Raw genomic sequence first — 19,177 nt, forward strand, 5'->3', positions numbered from 1 at the left:
AGCCTGACACGAAGGTTGCAATATTCGCACGGGGGCCGCGCCGTTTCAGCTCAGGTCGTTGCGGTAGTGATGGGTGTCCGTGCGATAGAGGCCGCGCCGCAATTCCATCGGCACATCGTTGTACGTAAAGGAGAGTCGCTCCACCGACAGCAGCGGCGCCGCGGGCTCGCAAGCCAGCAGCACGGCCTGCTGCGCATCGGCCGCGACGGCGCGGATCTTTTCCTCGGCGCGCACCATGCGCACGCCGAATTCGAGCTCGAACAAGGCGTAGGTCGGCCCCTGGTGCGCGGCCAGCTGGTCGGCGGTGAGGCCCTTGAAGGTGGTGCCCGGCAGCCAGAGGTCTTCCAGGATGGTCGGCACGCCCGCAAAGGAAAGCACGCGGCGCACCTGGACCACCGCGTCGCCGGTGCGCAGGGCGAGGGAGCGCGCCACTTCGGCGCTGGCGCGCTGCCGCCGGCATTCCAGGATCGAGCGCTGGGCGGGCCCCTCGCGCTCCCCGCTGTCCGGCACCAGCTTGAGGAAGCGATAGCGCACCTGCTGCTCGCTGTGGGTGGCCACGAAGGTGCCCTTGCCCTGGCGGCGCACCACCAGGTTTTCGGCGGCGAGTTCGTCGATGGCCTTGCGCACGGTGCCCTGGCTCACCCGGAAGCGCGCGGCCAGGTCCATCTCGCTCGGGATGGCCTCGCCCGGCTTCCATTCGCCGGTTTCCAGGCTTTGCAGGATCAGGCCCTTGATCTGCTGGTACAGCGGGCTGAACGCGGGAGTGGCCGGAAGCGCCGCTTCGGCAGTCGGCGGGTCGGCGGAGGAGGTGGTGGTGGCGGCCATGGCGCGAAAGGCGCGGCAAGCGCCCTGGATGGAGCTCCATCCTATCTTATATAAGACATAAGACACGTTGACCCTCAGGGTTTTGTCCGCGTAAAATACCGGGCTGTCCCGCAGGGGCCGGCCCTCGCGCCCGTGTCCCTCCCGGCTCCCGTACGCCCCTACCTTCCTTCGGAGATTCCCATGAGCAAGAAGCCCGTCCGCGTCGCCGTCACCGGCGCCGCCGGCCAGATCGGTTACGCCCTGCTGTTCCGCATCGCCTCCGGAGAGATGCTGGGCAAGGACCAGCCCGTGATCCTGCAGCTGCTGGAAGTGCCGGCGGAAGGGCCGCAGAAGGCGCTCAAGGGCGTGATGATGGAGCTGGAAGACTGCGCTTTCCCGCTGCTGGCCGGCATGGAGGCGCATGGCGACCCGATGACCGCGTTCAAGGACACGGACTACGCGCTGCTGGTCGGCTCCATGCCGCGCAAGGCGGGCATGGAGCGCTCGGAGCTGCTGTCCATCAACGGCAAGATCTTCATCGGCCAGGGCCAGGCCCTGGACAAGGTGGCCTCGCGCAACGTCAAGGTGCTGGTGGTCGGCAACCCGGCCAACACCAACGCGTACATCGCGATGAAGAGCGCGCCGAGCCTGCCGCGCAAGAACTTCACCGCCATGCTCCGCCTGGACCACAACCGCGCGCTGTCGCAGGTTGCCGCGAAGACCGGCACCAAGGTGGCCGACATCGAGAAGCTGACCGTGTGGGGCAACCACTCGCCCACGATGTACGCCGATTACCGCTTCGCCACGGTCAACGGCAAGTCGGTCAAGGACCTGATCAACGACCAGGAGTGGAACGCCCACACCTTCCTGCCGACCGTGGGCAAGCGTGGCGCCGCCATCATCGAGGCGCGCGGCCTGTCGTCCGCCGCGTCGGCTGCGAACGCCGCCATCGACCACATGCGCGACTGGGCGCTGGGCAGCAACGGCAAGTGGGTCACCATGGGTGTCCCGTCTGACGGCCAGTACGGCATCCCCAAGGACACGATGTTCGGGTTCCCGGTGACCACGCAGAACGGCGAGTACAAGGTCGTGGAAGGCCTGGAGATCGACAAGTTCTCGCAGGAACGCATCAACGCGACGCTGAAGGAACTGCAGGACGAGCAGCAAGGCGTGGCGCACCTGCTCTGATGGCCCATCCGCGAGACGTCCTCCTTGGCGCGCAGGCGCGCACCGGCACGCTGCCGGTGTGCGACCACTACAGCGGCGTCGAGGCGCGCATGCGCAAGAGCCTGCAGCTCCAGGAGGAGATGACGCAGGAGTTCGGCGCGTGCGTGTTCGACGTCACGCTCGATTGCGAGGACGGGGCGCCGGTCGGTGGCGAAAAGGAGCACGCGGCGCTGGTGACCGAGCTGGCGCTCGGTGCCATGCCCGGCGCGCGGGTCGCGGTGCGCGTGCACCCGGTGGACCACCCTGCGTTCGAGAGCGACATCGAGGCCATCGTCGGCAAGGCGGGGCATCGGCTGGTGCATGTCATGCTGCCGAAAGTGGAACGGGTGGAAGACGTCGAGCGGGCCAGCCGCGCGCTCGACGCCGCCGGTGCGAAGGGTCTCGCTTTGCAGGGGCTGATCGAATCGCCGGCTGCGGTGCACCGGGCTTTCGACATCGCGGGCCATCCGCGCATGCAGTCCCTGAGCTTCGGGCTGATGGACTTCGTCTCGGCCCATGGCGGCGCCATCCCCTCCGACGGCATGGGGGTGCAAGGCCAGTTCACGCACCCGCTGGTGGTGCGTGCCAAGCTTGAAATATCGTCGGCTTGCCATGCCCATGGCAAGGTCCCATCGCACGGCGTGGTCACCGAATTCCGCGACCAGGCCGCTTTTCGGGCCGCGGCGTCGCGTGCAGCCAACGAATTCGGTTACACCCGCATGTGGAGCATCCACCCTGACCAGATCAGGTCCATCGTGGAAGTGTTCGCTCCCAGCGCTGACGAAATTCACAAGGCGTCACAGATTCTTCGTGGCGCGGAAGCGGCGAACTGGGCGCCGATCAGCTTCGACGGCAAACTCGAGGACAGGGCGAGCTACCGCTATTACTGGCAAGTGCTGGAGAGGGCACACGGGACCGGGAGGCAGCTGCCCGATACAGCGCGGGATTGGTTCGCCGCTCCCGCGTCCATGAAAGTCCAAAGGAGAACGTCATGAAGTTGCTGCTCGTCTCGATTGCCATCGCCTCGCTGTCCGTCGCCGCCCAGGCCCAGACCACGGCACCTGCCGCCAAGCCCGCGGCCAAGCCGGCCGCGAAGGCCGCGCCCGCCAAGGTGGCGGCCAAGCCCCAGTCCAAGCGCGACATCGAGGTGTCGACGCCGCTGGAGGAGAACGACCCGTCCGACAAGTTGACGCCCGCGGAACTGGCCATCGCCAAGACTGTTTATACGGGCGAGATCAAGTGCGAGCTCGGTGCCAAGGTGGTCATCAAGCCGCGCATGCGCGAGGGGTATTTCCTGGTCACGCACGGCATCAACCGCTTCGTCATGCATCCGGTGGAAAGCCGCACCGGCGCCATCCGCCTGGAAGATCCGCAGCGGGGCGCCCTGTTCCTGCAGATCGCCAACAAGTCGATGCTGATGAACCAGAAGGAAGGCAAGCGCCTTGCCGACGAGTGCATGAGCCCCGAGCAGGCGAAGTTCGCCGAGGACATGAAGAGCCGCCCGGCGGTCAACATCCTCGAAGCCACCCCCGCCGTTGCCACAACCCCGCCGGCGCGATAGCGCCTTTGACTGAACGGAGAGAGACCCCCCATGTTGCAAGCCTACGTTGAACACGTTGCCGAACGCGCTGCGCTCGGCATCCCCCCGCTCCCGCTGTCCGCCAAGCAGACCGCCGACGTGATCGAGCTGATCAAGTCGGCCCCGGCCAAGGAAGAAGGCTTCCTGCTGGACCTGCTGACGCACCGGGTGCCGCCGGGCGTGGACGACGCGGCCAAGGTGAAGGCGAGTTTTCTCGCCGCCGTCGCGCATGGGGACCTCTCCGTTCCCGCCATCAGCAAGGCCAAGGCGACCGAGTTGCTCGGCACCATGGTCGGCGGCTACAACGTCAAGCCGCTGATCGACCTGCTGGACGATCCCCAGGTCGCCGGCGTGGCGGCCGAAGGCTTGAAGAAGACGCTGCTGATGTTCGACTTCTTCCACGACGTGGCGGAGAAGGCCCGGGCCGGCAACGCCTACGCGAAAGACGTGGTCCGCAGCTGGGCCGACGCCGAGTGGTTCACCAGCCGTCCCGAACTGGCGCAGAAGGTCACCGTCACCGTGTTCAAGGTGCCCGGTGAAACCAATACCGACGACCTGTCCCCGGCGCCCGACGCCTGGTCGCGGCCGGACATCCCGCTGCACACGCTGGCGATGCTCAAGAACAGCCGCCCCGGCGCCGCGTTCACGCCGGAAGAAGAGGGCAAGCGCGGCCCGATGAAGTTCATCGAGGAACTCAAGGCCAAGGGCCACCAGATCGCCTATGTCGGCGACGTGGTGGGCACCGGGTCGTCGCGCAAGTCCGCCACCAACAGCGTCATCTGGGCGACGGGCCAGGACATTCCCTTCGTGCCGAACAAGCGCTTCGGCGGCGTCACCCTGGGCGGCAAGATCGCCCCGATCTTCCTGAACACGCAGGAGGACTCCGGCGCGCTGCCGATCGAGGTGGACGTGTCCAGGCTGCAGATGGGCGACGTCATCGACATCTACCCGTACGAAGGCACGATCGAGAAGGACGGCAAGGTCTTCGAGCGTTTCACGCTGAAGAACGACGTGCTGCTGGACGAAGTGCGCGCCGGCGGCCGCATCAACCTGATCATCGGCCGCTCGCTGACCGCCAAGGCGCGCGAGTTCCTCGGCCTGCCCGCCTCCACCGTATTCCGCCTGCCGAAGCCGCCGGTCGATTCCGGCAAGGGCTTCACGCTGGCGCAGAAGATGGTCGGCCGCGCCGTCGGCCTGCCGGAAGGCAAGGGCGTGCGTCCCGGCACCTACTGCGAACCGCGCATGACCACCGTCGGCAGCCAGGACACCACCGGCCCGATGACCCGCGACGAATTGAAGGACCTGGCCTGCCTGGGCTTCTCCGCCGACATGGTGATGCAGTCGTTCTGCCATACCTCGGCGTACCCGAAGCCGGTGGACGTCAAGACCCACCGCGAACTGCCGGCCTTCATCAGCAACCGCGGCGGCGTCTCGCTGCGCCCGGGGGACGGCGTGATCCACAGCTGGCTGAACCGCCTGCTGTTGCCCGACACGGTGGGTACGGGAGGCGACAGCCACACCCGCTTCCCCATCGGCATCAGCTTTCCGGCCGGGTCCGGCCTGGTCGCCTTCGCGGCGGCCACCGGCGTGATGCCGCTGGACATGCCCGAGTCGGTGCTGGTGCGCTTCAAGGGCGAGATGCAGCCTGGCATCACCCTGCGCGACCTGGTGCACGCCATTCCCTACTTCGCGATGAAGCAGGGCCTGCTGACCGTCGCCAAGCAAGGCAAGGTCAACGCGTTCTCGGGCCGCGTCCTCGAGATCGAGGGCTTGCCGAACCTGAAAGTGGAGCAGGCGTTCGAACTGTCCGACGCGTCGGCCGAGCGCTCCGCGGCCGGTTGCACCGTCAAGCTCAACGAAGCGCCGATCCGCGAGTACCTGCAGTCCAACGTCGTGCTGATGAAGAACATGATCGCGCAGGGCTACGCGGACAAGCGTTCGCTGGAGCGCCGCATCCGCGCGGTGGAGGCCTGGCTGGCGAAGCCCAGCCTGCTGGAGGCGGACCGCGACGCGGAATACGCCGAAGTCATCGAGATCGACATGAACACGATCACCGAGCCGCTGCTGTGCTGCCCGAACGATCCCGACGATGTGAAGCCGCTGTCGGAAGTGCAGAACACGAAGATCGACGAGGCCTTCATCGGCTCGTGCATGACCAACATCGGCCACTTCCGCGCGGCGTCCGCGCTGCTGGAAGGCAAGCGCGACATCCCGGTGAAGCTGTGGGTCGCGCCGCCGACCAAGATGGACGCCGAGCAGCTGACCCTGGAAGGCCACTACGCCAACTTCGGCGGCGCCGGCGCCCGCACCGAGTCACCCGGCTGCAGCCTGTGCATGGGCAACCAGGCGCAGGTGAAGGAGGGCGCCACCGTGGTGTCCACTTCCACCCGCAACTTCCCCAACCGCCTGGGCAAGAACACCAACGTGTTCCTCGCCTCGGCGGAGCTGGCGGCCATCGCGTCCAAGCTGGGCCGGCTGCCGACGGTGTCCGAGTACCACGCCGACATGGGCGTGATCAACCAGCAGGGCGACAAGGTCTACCGCTACATGAACTTCGACCAGATCGCCGAGTACGCGGAAACGGCGCAGTCCGTGACGGTCTGAGCGCCTGATCGGCGCAACGTGAAAACGGCCCGCGAGGGCCGTTTTTTCATTGGGGCAGGCGGGTCGCGTCGCTGGTCCCGTCGGGGGCCGCCTGGGTGCCGATGGCCACGGTGCCCTGTGTCGCGGGCGCCGGCGTGGCCGCGAACGTCGGCGTGCGCCGGGTGCGCCTGAGCCAGGTTCCGTCGGCGATGCCGCTGCTGCCGGCGCTTGCGCTGTCTCCGCTGCCCGCACTCGTGCCGGCACTCGTGCCGCCACCGCCACCGGCGCTGCCGCCGTCACCGCAGCCCGCGCCGCCCCCGCCGCCACCGCCGCCCTTGGCCGAAGCCACGCCCAACGCGCTCATCATGGCCACCGCAACCAGGGCCACGCGCATCTTCGCCATGCCGCACTTGTTCATGATGTGTCTCCTTTGAAATGAACTGCAGGACCATGTTCGAAGCAGCGGCGCGCGTGCATCGTCGGCGTGTGCACGGGGGCGATGTGCGAGAAGGCCGCCACGCGGCGTGCGCACCGGGACGACGTGCCCGAGTTCGGCTGAGCCCGGTGTGCGCCGCGCGAGTTCTCGCCTGAGCTTGCGCACGGTTCGCGGGAAAGCCGCTAGCATCCGCGCACCGCTTAGCCAGGAGCCCGCGCGCATGTTCCGTTCCTTTTTTCTCTCCCGCCGATGGCTGCCATGGTCGGTGTTCGGCACCGCCCTGATCCTGCTGGCGACCTGGTATCGCGTGCAGCTGGACGTGCAGATCAACGAGTGGTTCGGCAGCTTCTACGACCTGGTGCAAAAGGCGCTGTCCGCGCCCGGCAGCATCACGGCGCCGCAGTACTGGCAGCAGATCATGACCTTCTTCTCCATCGCGATGATCTACATCACGGTGGCGGTGTTCATCGACTTCTTCACGCGCCACTACGTGTTCCGCTGGCGGCAGGCGATGAACACCTACTACATGGCGCACTGGCAGAAGCTGCGCGTGGTGGAAGGCGCCGCGCAGCGCGTGCAGGAGGACACGATGCGGTTCGCCCGCATCGTGGAAGGCCTGGGCGTCGAGCTGATGCGCAGCCTGATGACGCTGGCGGCGTTCCTGCCGATCCTCTGGGGGCTGTCGGACAAGATCACTAGCGTGCCGATCATCGGGGCCATTCCGCATTCGCTGGTGTGGATCTCCATCGGCTGGGCCTTGTTCGGCACGGTGCTGCTGGCCGTCACCGGCATCCTGCTGCCGGGGCTGGAGTTCCAGAACCAGCGCGTGGAGGCTGCGTACCGCAAGGAGCTGGTGTACGGCGAGGACGACCCCTCACGGGCTTCGCCGCCGGTGGCCGGCTCACTGTTCGAACAGGTGCGGCGCAACTACTTCAGGCTGTATTTTCACTACCTGTACTTCGACGTCGTGAAGTGGTCCTACCTGCAGGCGAGCGTGCTGGTGCCGCTGGTGGCCATGGGCCCGACCGTCATCGCCGGCGTCTTCACCCTCGGCGTATTCCAGCAGATCGCGCGGGCGTTCGACAAGGTGACCGAATCGTTCCAGTACCTCGTATTGAGCTGGAGCACGATCATCGAATTGATCTCGGTCTACAAGCGGCTGCGCGCCTTCGAGGCGCGGATCCACGCGCCGGACGCGGCGCCACCGGACGACGGCCTGGTGCCCCTCAATCCGTGAGCGACGACGCGAGGGAGCGCAGGGCGTTCCCCGTGAACGCATCCGCCGGGAAGAACGTCTCCAGCGCCAGCTCCTGCAGCGTCACGTCCACCGGCGTGCCGAAGATGGTGGTCGTGCTGATGAAGTTCAGCACCGCGCCCTCGCGGGTGCGAAAGCGCAGCGGCATCGCGATGCCCAGCACCTCGCCGTCGAGCCGGTGCGCGTCCGCATCCGCGGGCGTGGGATAGGACCGCAGTTCTTCCTCCAGCGCCTGCAACTGGCGGTCGCCCGTGGCCTGGATCTGCTGGCGCAGGCGCTCGAACAGGTGGTGCCGCCACTGGCCGAGGTTCACGATGTGCGGCGCCAATCCGTTCGGATGCAGGCTCAGCCGAAGCACGTTGATCGGGCCCTGCAGCAGCGCGGGGTCGGCGCGGTCCATCAGGTGCGGCACCATGGCGTTGTGCGCCAGCAGGTTCCAGTGGCGGTCCACCGCCAGGGCGGGGTAGGGCTCGTGGCTTTTCAGGATCAGTTGCACCGCTTCGCGTGCCGGCGCCAGCGCGGCGTCGTCCAGTGGCCGCTCGCGGTACATCGGTGCAAATCCGGCCGCGACCAGCAGCGCATTGCGCTCGCGCAACGGGATGTCCAGGCGTTCGGCGAGTCGCAGCACCATCTCGCGGCTGGGAAGGGAGCGGCCCGTTTCCACGAAGCTCAGGTGTCGCGTCGAAATCTCGGCTTCGCCCGCCAGGTCCAGCTGGCTCATGCGCCGGTGCTGCCGCCAGTGCCGCAGGTGCTCGCCGAAGCTGCGGGCTTGCGACGCGGAAGCGGGGGCGGGGGCGAGGTCCATGGCCGGGATGGTAGTCGCGGCCGGGCCGGGTTTCCATGACCTGCGGGGTCATGGACCTGCCGCGTTGCCGCGCAGACAGTGCGGCTTCCCACTTCCCTCCCAAGGAGCTCTCATGAAACTCGTGTCTTCGCCCCGTTTCCTGCCCACCGTGCTGTGGATCGACGCCGTGTCCGCGGCGGGCAGTGGTTTGCTGCAAGTCGGCGCCGCCTCGCTCCTTGCCGGCTGGCTCGGCGTGCCCGCCGCATTGCTATCCGCCTCTGGGGTCGCCCTTTTCGCCTTCGCAGCGTTGGCGGCATGGTCGGCGCACGCCCGGCCGATCCCCCGTGCCGCCGTGTACGTGCTGGTCGCCGCCAATGCGGCCTGGGTGCTGGGGTGCGTGGAACTGCTGCTCACCGGCAGCACGCTGACCATGCTGGGTCAGGCCTTCCTCGTCGTGCAGGCGCTGTTCGTCGGAGTGGTGGCCGAGCTGGAGTGGATGGGCCTGCGTCGCGCCCCTGCCGCCGCCTGGGCCTAGGAGACCCCGGGCCAGCGGGTCGTCGGGCTTCTTGTATGCTGCGCCGATGACCCGTGTTTTCAATTTCAGCCCCGGTCCCGCCACGCTGCCGGAGGCGGTGCTGCGCCAGGCGGCGGACGAAATGCTCGACTGGCGCGGCAGCGGCATGTCGGTGATGGAGATGAGCCATCGTGGCAAGGAGTTCATGTCCATCCACGCCGAGACCGAGGAGCTGCTGCAGGAGCTGATGCGCATCCCCTCGGGCTACCAGGTGCTGTTCATGCAAGGCGGAGCGATCGGCGAGAACGCCATCGTCCCGATGAACCTGATGGGTGCCACGGGCCGCGCGGACTATGTCATCACGGGGGACTGGTCGAAGAAGTCCGCCAAGGAAGCGAAGACGTACGGCACCGTCAATATCGCGGTGACGGCCGATGCTTCGAAGTTCTCCGCCATCCCGAAGCAGTCCGAATGGAAGCTCGATGCCGGCGCCTCGTACGTCCACATCTGTTCGAACGAGACCATCGGCGGCGTGCAGTTCCACTGGACGCCGGACACGGGCAAGGTGCCGCTGGTGGCGGACATGTCGTCCGACATCCTGTCGCGCCCCATCGACGTGGCGAAATACGGCCTGATCTATGCCGGCGCGCAGAAGAACATCGGCCCGTCCGGCCTGACCATCGTGGTGGTGCGCAAGGACTTGATGGGCCATGCGCTGCCCATCACGCCTTCCGCCTTCAACTACCAGACGCAGGCCGAGTCCGACTCCATGTACAACACGCCGCCCACGTACGCGATCTACATCGCGGGCCTGGTCCTCAAGCACGTCAAGGCGCTCGGCGGCATGGAAGCGATGGCGCAGCACAACATGGCCAAGGCGAAGTTGCTGTACGACTTCCTCGACGGCAGCAGCTTCTTCCGCAACCCCATCGCCAGGGAGGACCGTTCCATCATGAACGTGCCCTTCTGGCTGAAGGACGAGGCGCTGGACGCCGAATTCCTCAAGGGCGCGCAGGCGCGCGGCATGGTGCAGCTCAAGGGCCACCGTTCGGTCGGCGGCATGCGCGCCTCGATCTACAACGCCATGCCCATCGAAGGCGTGCAGGCGCTCGTGCAGTACATGAAGGAATTCGAGCGCAGCCATGGCTGACGCCGTGTTCGGGATCCGGATCCTCAACCAGATCTCGAAGGCTGGCCTCGAGCGGCTGCCTGCGGGCCGCTATCGCACGGGCAAGGACATCGCCGCGCCCGACGCGGTGCTGGTGCGCTCCGCCGACATGCATGGCATGGACATTCCCGCTTCGGTGCGCGCGATCGGTCGCGCCGGCGCCGGCACCAACAACATCCCGGTCCAGGCGCTGAGCGCGCGCGGCATCCCGGTCTTCAACGCGCCGGGCGGCAACGCGAACGCGGTGAAAGAGCTGGTGCTGGCCGGCATGCTGATGGCCGCGCGCCACCTGCCGGATGCGCAGCGCTTCGTGCAAGGGCTCGACCCCGCGGCGCCGGGCCTGGAGCAGGCCATCGAAGAGGGCAAGAAGGCCTTCGCCGGTTTCGAGCTGTCCGGACAGACCCTGGGGGTCATCGGCCTCGGCAAGGTCGGCGCGCTGGTGGCCGACGCGGCCATCAAGCTGGGCATGCACGTGATGGGCTACGACCCCGAGATCACGGTCGACGCCGCCTGGAGCCTGCCGTCGCAGGTGCAGCGCGCCGCCAGCGTGGACGACGTCCTGAAGCACGCCCGGCTGGTCAGCCTGCACGTGCCCCTCGTCCCGGCGACGCGGCACCTGGTGCATGCGGAGAATGTGCAGCTGATGGGGCCGGAGGCCGTGCTGCTGAATTTCTCGCGCGATGGCGTGGTGGATGACACCGCGGTGGTGGCAGCGCTCGGGGCCGGCCAGCTCGGCCGTTACGTCTGTGATTTCCCGCATGCCGGCCTGCTGCGCCACCCGCAAGTGATCGCCTTGCCGCACCTCGGCGCATCGACCCGGGAAGCCGAGGACAACTGCGCCGCGATGGTGGCGGACCAGCTGCGCGACTTCCTCGAGCACGGGAACGTCCGCAATGCCGTCAACTTCCCCAATGTCCACATGAGCCGCGGCACGGACTGGCGCGTCGCCATTGCCAATGCCAACGTGCCCAACATGCTGGGCCAGATGTCCACCGCCATGGCGCACGCGGGCCTGAACATCCACAACATGGTCAACAAGTCACGGGGCGACATGGCCTATACGCTGGTGGACGTGGACAGCGCGGTCGGCGAGGACGTATTGGCCACCTTGCGCCGCATCGAAGGGGTGCTGGCGGTGCGTTACCTGCCCATCGGCTGAGCGGTGGGCGAAGAGGTGCGGCAGAGCCGCACGGGTGGCGCGTCTCGCTGCAAAATGACGCAAAGCAACAACGAGAGAACGCGCAATGCCCAACGCCTTCGCCCACACCCTCCAGTCCTTCAAGGCCGGCCTCGGCCGCACCGGGCAGTTCTATTCCCTGCCGGAGCTCGCCAAGCGCTACCCCAACGTCAAGCGCCTGCCCCTGAGCATGCGCGTGGTGCTGGAGTCCGTGCTGCGCAACTGCGACGGCCGCAAGATCACCGCTGAACACGTGGAGCAGGTGGCGAACTGGTCGCCCACCGCTTCGCGCACCACCGAGATCCCGTTCGTGGTGGCACGCGTGGTGCTGCAGGACTTCACCGGGGTGCCGCTGCTGGCAGACCTGGCGGCCATGCGCAGCGCCGCTCAGCGCCTGGGCAAGGACGTCGGCCGCATCGAGCCGCTGGTGCCGGTCGACCTGGTGGTGGACCACTCGATCATGGTCGACCACTACGGCAAGCCCGACGCCATCGACCTGAACATGAAGCTGGAATTCCGCCGCAACCAGGAGCGCTACCAGTTCATGAAGTGGGGCATGCAGGCCTTCGACACGTTCAAGGTCGTCCCGCCCGGCTTCGGCATCGTCCACCAGGTGAACCTGGAATACCTGGCGCGCGGGATCCACCAGCGCTCCGATGGGGTCTGCTACTTCGACTCGCTGGTCGGCACCGACAGCCACACGACCATGATCAACGGCGTGGGCGTGGTGGGCTGGGGCGTCGGCGGCATCGAGGGCGAGGCGGCGATGCTCGGGCAACCGGTCTACTTCCTCACGCCGGACGTGGTGGGGTTCGAGATGACCGGCAAGCTGCGCGAAGGCTGCACCGCCACCGACCTGGTGCTCAGCGTCACCGAGCTGCTGCGCAAGCACAAGGTGGTGGGCAAGTTCGTCGAGTTCTTCGGCGAGGGCACGCGCAGCCTGGCCGTGCCGGACCGCGCCACCATCGGCAACATGGCGCCCGAATACGGCGCCACGATGGGCTTCTTCCCGGTGGACGAGCGCACCATCGACTACTTCGAGGGCACCGGCCGCACCAAGGACCAGGTCAAGTTCCTCGAGGGGTACTTCCGGGCGCAGGAAATGTTCGGCGTGCCCATGCCCGGGGAGGTGGACTACTCCGCGGTGGTGACGCTGGACCTGGGCGACGTGACGCCCAGCCTGTCGGGCCCGAAGCGCCCGCAGGACCGCATCGAGCTCGGCAAGGTGGCCGGCACGTTCCGGTCCCTGTTCTCCAAACCCATTGCCGAGAACGGCTTCAACCAGCAGGCCGAAGTGCTGCTGACGCGGCACCAGGTGGAGAGCGAGCTGCAGAAGGTGGCGCCGATCCCCGCCAATCCACCCACCCCGCTGGCCGCGCCGCGCAACGTGCAGGAGATGGAGGCGAACAAGCCGACGTTGCGCGCCGCGAAGGCGATGTCCGTGCCGCCGGTGGAGGGCGGCGACATCACGATCGGCAACGGCGACGTGCTGATCGCGGCGATCACCAGTTGCACCAACACCTCCAATCCCGGGGTGATGCTCGCCGCCGGCCTGCTGGCCAAGAAGGCGGTGGAGCGCGGGCTGAAGGTCCAGCCGCACATCAAGACCTCGCTGTCGCCGGGCTCGCGCATGGTCACGGAATATTTGCGCGACGCCAAGGTGTTGCCCTACCTGGAGCAGCTCGGATTTTCCCTGGCCGGCTACGGCTGCATGACCTGCATCGGCAACTCGGGCGACCTCACACCGGAAATCAACGAGGCGATCGGCAAGAGCGACCTCGTGTGCGCCGCGGTGCTTTCGGGCAACCGCAACTTCGAGGCCCGCATCCACCCGAACATCAAGGCCAACTTCCTGGCCAGCCCGCCGCTGGTGGTGGCGTACGCCATCGCGGGCACGGTGCTGAAGGACCTGATGACGGAGCCGGTGGGAAAGGGCGCCGACGGCAAGGACGTGTGGCTCGGCGACATCTGGCCTTCCAGCGACGAGATCCACAAGCTGATGAAGCATGCGATGAATCCGAAAGGTTATCGCGACAGCTACGGCAAGGTCAACGAAGCGCCCGGCGAGCTGTGGCAGGCCATCGCGGGCGATGCCGGCGACACCTACAGCTGGCCCACCAGCACCTACATCGCCGAGCCGCCGTTCTTCGACGGCTTCACGCTGGAAGGGCCGTCGGCCCTGCCGGCCGCGTCTGCGGCGAACGCCGGTTCCGAAGCCATCCGGGAGGCGCGGATCATCGGCCTGTTCGGTGACTCGATCACCACGGACCACATCTCGCCGGCCGGCTCGATCAAGGACACCTCGCCGGCTGGCCGCTGGCTGAAGGAGCATGGCGTCGCCAAGACCGACTTCAACAGCTATGGCTCACGGCGCGGCAACCACGAAGTGATGATGCGCGGCACCTTCGCCAACGTGCGCATCCGCAACCTGATGTTGCCGATGGGGCCGGACGGCTCGCGCGAGGAGGGCGGGCTCACGCTGTACCGCGATGCGCAGGGCAGCGCGGAGAAGATGTTCATCTATGACGCCGCGATGAAGTACATGGCGCAGGGCCGCGCCACGGTGATCTTCGCCGGCGAAGAGTACGGCACGGGCTCGTCGCGCGACTGGGCGGCCAAGGGCACGCAGCTGCTGGGGATCAAGGCGGTGGTGGCGCGCAGCTTCGAGCGCATCCATCGCAGCAACCTGGTGGGGATGGGCGTGCTGCCCCTGCAGTTCCAGGGCGACATGAGCTGGCAGGCGCTGGGGCTCACGGGCGAGGAGTTCATCGACATCATCCCGGACGCGCAGCTGCGGCCCCAGAGCCAGGCGGAGATGGTCATCCGGCGCGCCGACGGCACGCGGCAGGAAGTGAAGCTCACGCTGCGCATCGACACACCGATCGAGGTGGACTACTACCGGCACGGCGGCATCCTGCCTTACGTCCTGCGGCAACTGCTGGCGGCGTGACGAGGGAACTGCTGGTCGCGGGCGGCGGCATCGGCGGCCTGGCCGCGGCCGTGGCCGCGCGGCGCGCGGGCTGGGAGGCTCGCGTGTTCGAGCAGGCCGCGGCCTTTTCGGAAGTCGGCGCCGGCATCCAGCTCGGCCCCAACGCCACGCGCATCCTGCACGAATGGGATCTGCTGCAAGGCGAGCTGGAGCAGCTGGTCGTCGCGCCGTCCCGCTTGCGCGCGCGCGACGGGGTGGATGGCGCGGATCTCGGCGTGCTGGAACTTGGCGGCGCGATGCGCCAGCGCTATGGCGCCCCCTATCTCACCGTGCACCGGGCGGACCTGCAGGCCGCCCTGCTGCGCGCGGCGCAGTCCAGCGGCGTGCGGCTGCACTCGGGCAGCCGGCTGGGTGGCGTCGAGGAGCAGGGCAAGGTCGTCACAGCACGCACGGGCGAAGCGCGCTTGGTCGAAGCCGAGGCGCTCGTCGCAGCGGATGGTGTGTGGAGCAGTTTGCGCGTGGAGGTGGCGGGCGATGCGCCCACGCAGCGCACGGGCCAGCTCGCCTACCGCGGCCTCGTGCGGCAACAGGACTTGCCGCAGGCGCTGCGCAGCGATGAGGTGACGGTGTGGCTGGCGCCGCGCATGCACCTGGTGACGTATCCGGTGCGCGGCGGCGATTGGCTCAACGCCGTGTGCGTGGTCGAGGGAACGCAGCCGGGCGACCCGCGCGACTGGGACCTGGCTGCGTCGCGGGCGCAGCTGGATGCAGCGCTGGGACCGGTGTGCGCCGCGGTGCGCGAGCGCGTCGCGTCCGTCCCGCAATGGAGCCTCTGGGTGCTGCATGCGCGGCCGCCGGTCGGGTCGGCCGACGAGATGGCGCGCGGCCGCGTGGCATTGCTGGGCGATGCGGCGCATCCGATGCGTCCCTACCTGGCGCAGGGCGCCGGCATGGCGATCGAAGATGCGCGGGAGATGCAGCGCGTGCTGGCCATCGCCGACGATCGCATCGTCGACGTGCCGACGGCCTTTCGCCGCTATGCGCTGAACCGCTGGCAGCGCGTCGCCCGCGTGCAGGAGCGGTCGATCCGCAATGGAACGATCTTCCATGCGAGCGGGCCGTTGCGGATGGCGCGGAATGCGGCGATGCGGGTGTTGGGGCAGAGGCTGCTGGATCAGCCTTGGTTGTACAAGTGATGGCGGGGTCGCTGCCGCGAACCCGCCCTACATGACCCGCCGGAATGACCCGCCGTACGTGACCCGCCGGACATGACCCGCCATACATGACCCGCCGTACGTGACCCGCCGTACGTGACCGGCCGTACATGATCCCATTTCGTAGGGCGGGTTCGCGAAGCGACCCCGCCACCCGATTTCACAACTCGGTTCGCAACTGCCAGATCTCCGGGAACAGCACCACGTCGAGCATCTTGCGCAGGTAGCTCACGCCTCCGGTCCCGCCGGTGCCGCGCTTGAAGCCGATCACGCGCTCCACGGTGGTCACATGGCGGAAGCGCCAGAGGCGGAACGCGTCCTCCAGGTCGGTGAGCTCCTCGCCGAGCTGGTACAGGTCCCAGTGCGTGTCCGGCGCGCGGTACACGACCAGCCACGCCTGCTCCACCTGCTTGCTCGCCTCGTACGGCTTGGTCCAGTCCCTCTCCACATGCGACGCCGGAACCGGCAGTCCACGGCGAGCCAGCAAGCGCAACGCTTCGTCGTACAGGGACGGCGCATCGTGCGCGGCGCGCACCACGGCCAGGCGCGCCTCGTGGTGTTCGTGCGGCTTGAGCATCGCCGGATTCTTGTTGCCCAGGCGGAATTCGATGCAGCGGTACTGCCAGCTCTGGAAGCCGCTGGAGTTGGACAGGTAAGGGCGAATCGCGCTGTACTCGGGCGGCGTCATCGTGGCCAGCACGTCCCAGGCGTGCACCAGCTGCTCCATGATGCGGGACACGCGCGCCAGCATCTTGAACGCCGAGGGCAGCCGATCCTGCGCGACGGCCGCGATGGCCGCGTTCAGTTCGTGCAGCATGAGCTTCATCCACAGCTCGCTGGTCTGGTGCTGCACGATGAACAGCATCTCGTTGTGGTCGGGCGAAAGCGGCTTCTGGGCCTCCAGGATGGCGTCGAGCTGCAGGTAGTCGCCGTAGCTCATGTCGCGGCTGAAATCGAGCTGCGCACGTTCCGCATGCACGATGTCTTCGGGTCTCGGGGGCTGGGTCATGTCAGGTCACCGCTTGCTGTCGGTTGAATTCGTCGCGGCGCCACTCCCCGCTGTCCAGCACCTCGCGCAAGTGCTCCGCAGCGTTCCACACGTCGGCGAAGCGCAGGTACAGCGGCGTGAAGCCGAAGCGCAGGATATCGGGCCGGCCGGCACGGAAGTCGCCGATGACGCCCCGCGCTATCAGCGCCTGCACGATCGCGTGAGCGCCCTCGTCCCGCGTGAGGCAGACCTGCGATCCGCGGCGGGCGTGCTCGCGCGGCGTCGCGAGGCCCAGTCCCCGGCCGCCACAGCGCTCTTCCACCAGGGCGATGAACAGATCGGTGAGCGCGAGCGACTTGCGCCGCAGCGCTGTCATGCCACCGAGGGGCTCGGCCGCCAGCAGCGTGTCGAGTCCGCATTCCAGCGCCGTCATGCTCAGGATCGGCTGCGTGCCGCACATGTAGCGGGTGATGCCCGCCGCCGGGCGATAGTCCGGCGTGAAGGCGAACGGCGCCGCATGGCCCCACCAGCCGGCCAGCGGCTGCCAGAAGCGGTCCGCATGGCGCGGGTGCGCCCACACGAAGGCCGGCGCCCCGGGGCCGCCATTGAGGTACTTGTAGCCGCAGCCGACGGCGAAGTCGGCGTCGGCGCCATGCAGGTCCACCTCCACGGCGCCGGCGCTGTGCGCGAGGTCCCACACCACCAGCGCGCCCACCGCGTGCGCCGCCGCGGTGACGGCGCGCAGGTCGTGCATGGCGCCCGTGCGGTAGTTCACGTGCGTGAGCATCAGCACCGCCGTGTCGGTGTCGAGCGCGCGCGCGATCCCGTCAGGCTCCACCAGGCGCAGCGTCATCCCGCGTTCCTTGCACAGGGCCTCGGCAATGTACAGGTCGGTGGGGAAGTTGCTGCGCTCGCTGACGAGGGTGCGGCGGGAAAGCTTGTCGGCGTGCGCGATGGAGAGCGCCGCGCTCAGCACCTTGAACAGGTTGATGGAGGTGCTGTCCGTCGCGACCACCTCGCCCGGGAGCGCACCGACCAGCGTTGCGATCCGGTTGCCCAGGCGCTGCGGCAGTTCGAACCAGCCGGCCGTGTTCCAGGAGCGGATCAGCCCTTCGCCCCATTCCTGCCGCACGGCGCGGGCGATGCGCTCCGGCGCCGCTTTCGGCAGCGGGCCGAGCGAATTGCCATCCAGGTAGATCACGCCTTCGGGCAGCGAAAAGAGGTCGCGCAGGTGGCGCAACGGGTCTTGTACGTCCAGCGCGATGCAATCCTGCAAGGTGGTCATGCCAGTTCCCTCAGCACAGCGCGCACCGGCGAAGCATCTGCGGCCATCAGCTTCAGCGGCAGCGCGATCAGTTCGTAGTCGCCTTCGGCGACGTCGTCGAGCACCAGGTTCTCCAGCACGCGCAGGCCGCGCCGGCGGATCACCTGGTGGCTGTCGAGCGTCTTGCTGTCCGCCGGGTCGATGCTCGCGGTGTCGATGCCCACCAGCCGCACGCCCGCGTCCGCGAACCGCTCGATCACCTGCGGCGCGAAAGCCGCGAGGTGCGGATCCCACCGGTCGACGGGGGCGCGCGCGTAGGTGCGCAACAGCACGCGTGCAGGCAGGTCCTGCAGGGCATGCGCCACGTGCTCCCACAGCACCAGCGGCCCGCAGTCGATGGCGTGGATCACGCGGCAGCGCCCGAGATAGGGCTCGAGCGCGATCGCACCGATCGATGCGCCTTGCGGGTCGTAGTGCAGCGGCGCGTCGGCGTGCGCCCCCACGTGGGGCGACAGCGTGATGGTGCTGACGTTGACCGGGCAACCGGGGCCGATGGAGGCCGCCCATTGCTGGCGGTAGGGGGTGTCACCGGGAAAGACCGGCGCGCCCGCATCCACCGGTGGAGAGATGTCCCAGAGGCGTGTCATGGGGCGAGTGTGCCGCCTAAAGCGCCCGCGGGTCGAGCCGCGGTACGTCGGCTGTCAAGCCATCCGGCCCGCCTCCGTCCCCCGATCGGAGGGGCGTCGGGAATCCCGGATCGACGGGCGTCAACGCAAGCAACGGCGGGCACGTTGCGGGGAGAGCTGTATGGAAATACAGCCAACCCACCACTTCCTTCAGGAGGCTTTCATGGAACTGCAGATCGCTCGCCAGATCATCGACACGCTGGCGCAGGGCATCCATCCCGTCACCGGTGAAGCGATGCCGGACGACAGCCCGTACAACGCGCCCCCGGTCATCCGTGCGCTCCACACCGTGGCCCGCGCGCTCGAAGGCGAGCCGCCTGCGGCAGGTTCGCGCCGCGTGCCGAATGCCGGCAAGCCGTGGTCGGCGGCGGACGACTCGGCGCTGGAGACCGCTTTCGACGCCGGCATCCCCGTCAAGCAGGTCGCGCAGGAACTGGGCCGCACCGCCTTCGCGGTGGAGCAGCGCCTCATCAAGATCGGCAAGGTTGCCGCGCCGGCGGGCGGCGGGCGGTTCACGGCGGCAGCGCCGGTGAATTGAGGGGGAACGGCGGGGTGCGCTGCGCGCAACCCGCCCTACGGGATCCCGCCGG

The 19,177-nt window shown here is 68.1% G+C and carries 17 protein-coding genes; 11 read left to right on the plus strand and 6 right to left on the minus strand.

Annotated elements, in window-relative coordinates:
• Nucleotides 1-45 precede the first annotated feature (45 nt).
• Nucleotides 46-825 carry a GntR family transcriptional regulator gene (locus tag WG902_RS13775; RefSeq protein ID WP_340060657.1) on the minus strand — a complete coding sequence of 260 codons (780 nt, stop codon included), beginning with the start codon at nucleotides 823-825 and terminating at the stop codon, nucleotides 46-48.
• A gap of 180 nt (nucleotides 826-1,005) precedes the next feature.
• Here WG902_RS13775 and WG902_RS13780 point away from each other — a divergent pair, with 180 nt between their 5' ends.
• The 4 genes from WG902_RS13780 to WG902_RS13795 are packed head-to-tail and all read left to right on the plus strand — an operon-like array spanning nucleotide 1,006 to nucleotide 6,193.
• A complete protein-coding gene (locus WG902_RS13780) occupies nucleotides 1,006-1,992 on the plus strand; it encodes a malate dehydrogenase (RefSeq protein WP_340060658.1) in 987 nt (328 codons plus the stop codon).
• Complete coding sequence (locus WG902_RS13785) at nucleotides 1,992-3,005, plus strand: HpcH/HpaI aldolase/citrate lyase family protein (protein ID WP_340060659.1); 1,014 nt, start codon at nucleotides 1,992-1,994, stop codon at nucleotides 3,003-3,005. The genes WG902_RS13780 and WG902_RS13785 overlap by 1 nt, the downstream gene beginning before the upstream one ends.
• Nucleotides 3,002-3,571: a hypothetical protein gene (locus WG902_RS13790; protein ID WP_340060660.1), complete on the plus strand. Its 570-nt coding sequence runs from the start codon at nucleotides 3,002-3,004 to the stop codon at nucleotides 3,569-3,571. The genes WG902_RS13785 and WG902_RS13790 overlap by 4 nt, the downstream gene beginning before the upstream one ends.
• A 30-nt stretch (nucleotides 3,572-3,601) precedes the next feature.
• The gene (locus WG902_RS13795; RefSeq protein WP_340060661.1) at nucleotides 3,602-6,193 is read left to right on the plus strand and encodes a bifunctional aconitate hydratase 2/2-methylisocitrate dehydratase; all 2,592 of its coding nucleotides are present in this window, start codon (nucleotides 3,602-3,604) and stop codon (nucleotides 6,191-6,193) included.
• Nucleotides 6,194-6,239: 46 nt separating this feature from the next.
• On the opposite strand, the gene WG902_RS13800 is transcribed toward WG902_RS13795, so the two are convergent.
• Entirely contained in the window at nucleotides 6,240-6,590 is a 351-nt protein-coding gene (locus WG902_RS13800) for a hypothetical protein (RefSeq protein ID WP_340060662.1), read from the minus strand.
• A gap of 238 nt (nucleotides 6,591-6,828) precedes the next feature.
• Here WG902_RS13800 and sbmA point away from each other — a divergent pair, with 238 nt between their 5' ends.
• Nucleotides 6,829-7,845 carry a peptide antibiotic transporter SbmA gene (gene sbmA / locus WG902_RS13805; protein ID WP_340060663.1) on the plus strand — a complete coding sequence of 339 codons (1,017 nt, stop codon included), beginning with the start codon at nucleotides 6,829-6,831 and terminating at the stop codon, nucleotides 7,843-7,845.
• Here sbmA and WG902_RS13810 read toward each other — a convergent pair.
• Complete coding sequence (locus WG902_RS13810) at nucleotides 7,835-8,668, minus strand: helix-turn-helix domain-containing protein (RefSeq protein WP_340060664.1); 834 nt, start codon at nucleotides 8,666-8,668, stop codon at nucleotides 7,835-7,837. The two genes, sbmA and WG902_RS13810, sit on opposite strands and share 11 nt — an antisense overlap.
• A gap of 112 nt (nucleotides 8,669-8,780) precedes the next feature.
• Here WG902_RS13810 and WG902_RS13815 point away from each other — a divergent pair, with 112 nt between their 5' ends.
• The 5 genes from WG902_RS13815 to WG902_RS13835 all read left to right on the plus strand — a co-directional run bounded on the left by WG902_RS13815 (nucleotide 8,781) and on the right by WG902_RS13835 (nucleotide 15,631).
• Nucleotides 8,781-9,182, plus strand: a complete 402-nt coding sequence (locus tag WG902_RS13815) for a hypothetical protein (protein WP_340060665.1) — start codon at nucleotides 8,781-8,783, stop codon at nucleotides 9,180-9,182.
• A 46-nt stretch (nucleotides 9,183-9,228) separates the two neighbouring features.
• Nucleotides 9,229-10,311 carry a 3-phosphoserine/phosphohydroxythreonine transaminase gene (gene serC, locus WG902_RS13820; protein ID WP_340060666.1) on the plus strand — a complete coding sequence of 361 codons (1,083 nt, stop codon included), beginning with the start codon at nucleotides 9,229-9,231 and terminating at the stop codon, nucleotides 10,309-10,311.
• Nucleotides 10,304-11,488, plus strand: a complete 1,185-nt coding sequence (locus WG902_RS13825) for a phosphoglycerate dehydrogenase (RefSeq protein WP_340060667.1) — start codon at nucleotides 10,304-10,306, stop codon at nucleotides 11,486-11,488. Before serC ends, WG902_RS13825 begins: the two co-directional genes overlap by 8 nt.
• 85 nt (nucleotides 11,489-11,573) lie before the next feature.
• On the plus strand, nucleotides 11,574-14,456 hold the full coding sequence (locus tag WG902_RS13830; RefSeq protein WP_340060668.1) for an aconitate hydratase: 2,883 nt from the start codon (nucleotides 11,574-11,576) through the stop codon (nucleotides 14,454-14,456).
• Nucleotides 14,453-15,631: an FAD-dependent oxidoreductase gene (locus tag WG902_RS13835; protein WP_340060669.1), complete on the plus strand. Its 1,179-nt coding sequence runs from the start codon at nucleotides 14,453-14,455 to the stop codon at nucleotides 15,629-15,631. Before WG902_RS13830 ends, WG902_RS13835 begins: the two co-directional genes overlap by 4 nt.
• A 178-nt stretch (nucleotides 15,632-15,809) precedes the next feature.
• On the opposite strand, the gene kynA is transcribed toward WG902_RS13835, so the two are convergent.
• From kynA to kynB, 3 genes are read right to left on the minus strand one after another with little or no spacing between them, the layout of a single operon-like run.
• Entirely contained in the window at nucleotides 15,810-16,658 is an 849-nt protein-coding gene (gene kynA / locus WG902_RS13840; protein WP_340060670.1) for a tryptophan 2,3-dioxygenase, read from the minus strand.
• Between the two features lies 1 nt (nucleotide 16,659).
• A complete protein-coding gene (gene kynU / locus WG902_RS13845; protein WP_340060671.1) occupies nucleotides 16,660-17,922 on the minus strand; it encodes a kynureninase in 1,263 nt (420 codons plus the stop codon).
• Entirely contained in the window at nucleotides 17,919-18,548 is a 630-nt protein-coding gene (gene kynB / locus WG902_RS13850; RefSeq protein ID WP_340060672.1) for an arylformamidase, read from the minus strand. Before kynB ends, kynU begins: the two co-directional genes overlap by 4 nt.
• A gap of 202 nt (nucleotides 18,549-18,750) precedes the next feature.
• Here kynB and WG902_RS13855 point away from each other — a divergent pair, with 202 nt between their 5' ends.
• On the plus strand, nucleotides 18,751-19,125 hold the full coding sequence (locus WG902_RS13855; RefSeq protein ID WP_340060673.1) for a hypothetical protein: 375 nt from the start codon (nucleotides 18,751-18,753) through the stop codon (nucleotides 19,123-19,125).
• Nucleotides 19,126-19,177 lie beyond the last annotated feature (52 nt).

This window comes from Ramlibacter sp. PS3R-8, from assembly GCF_037572435.1.
Classification (GTDB): Bacteria; Pseudomonadota; Gammaproteobacteria; order Burkholderiales; family Burkholderiaceae_C; genus Ramlibacter.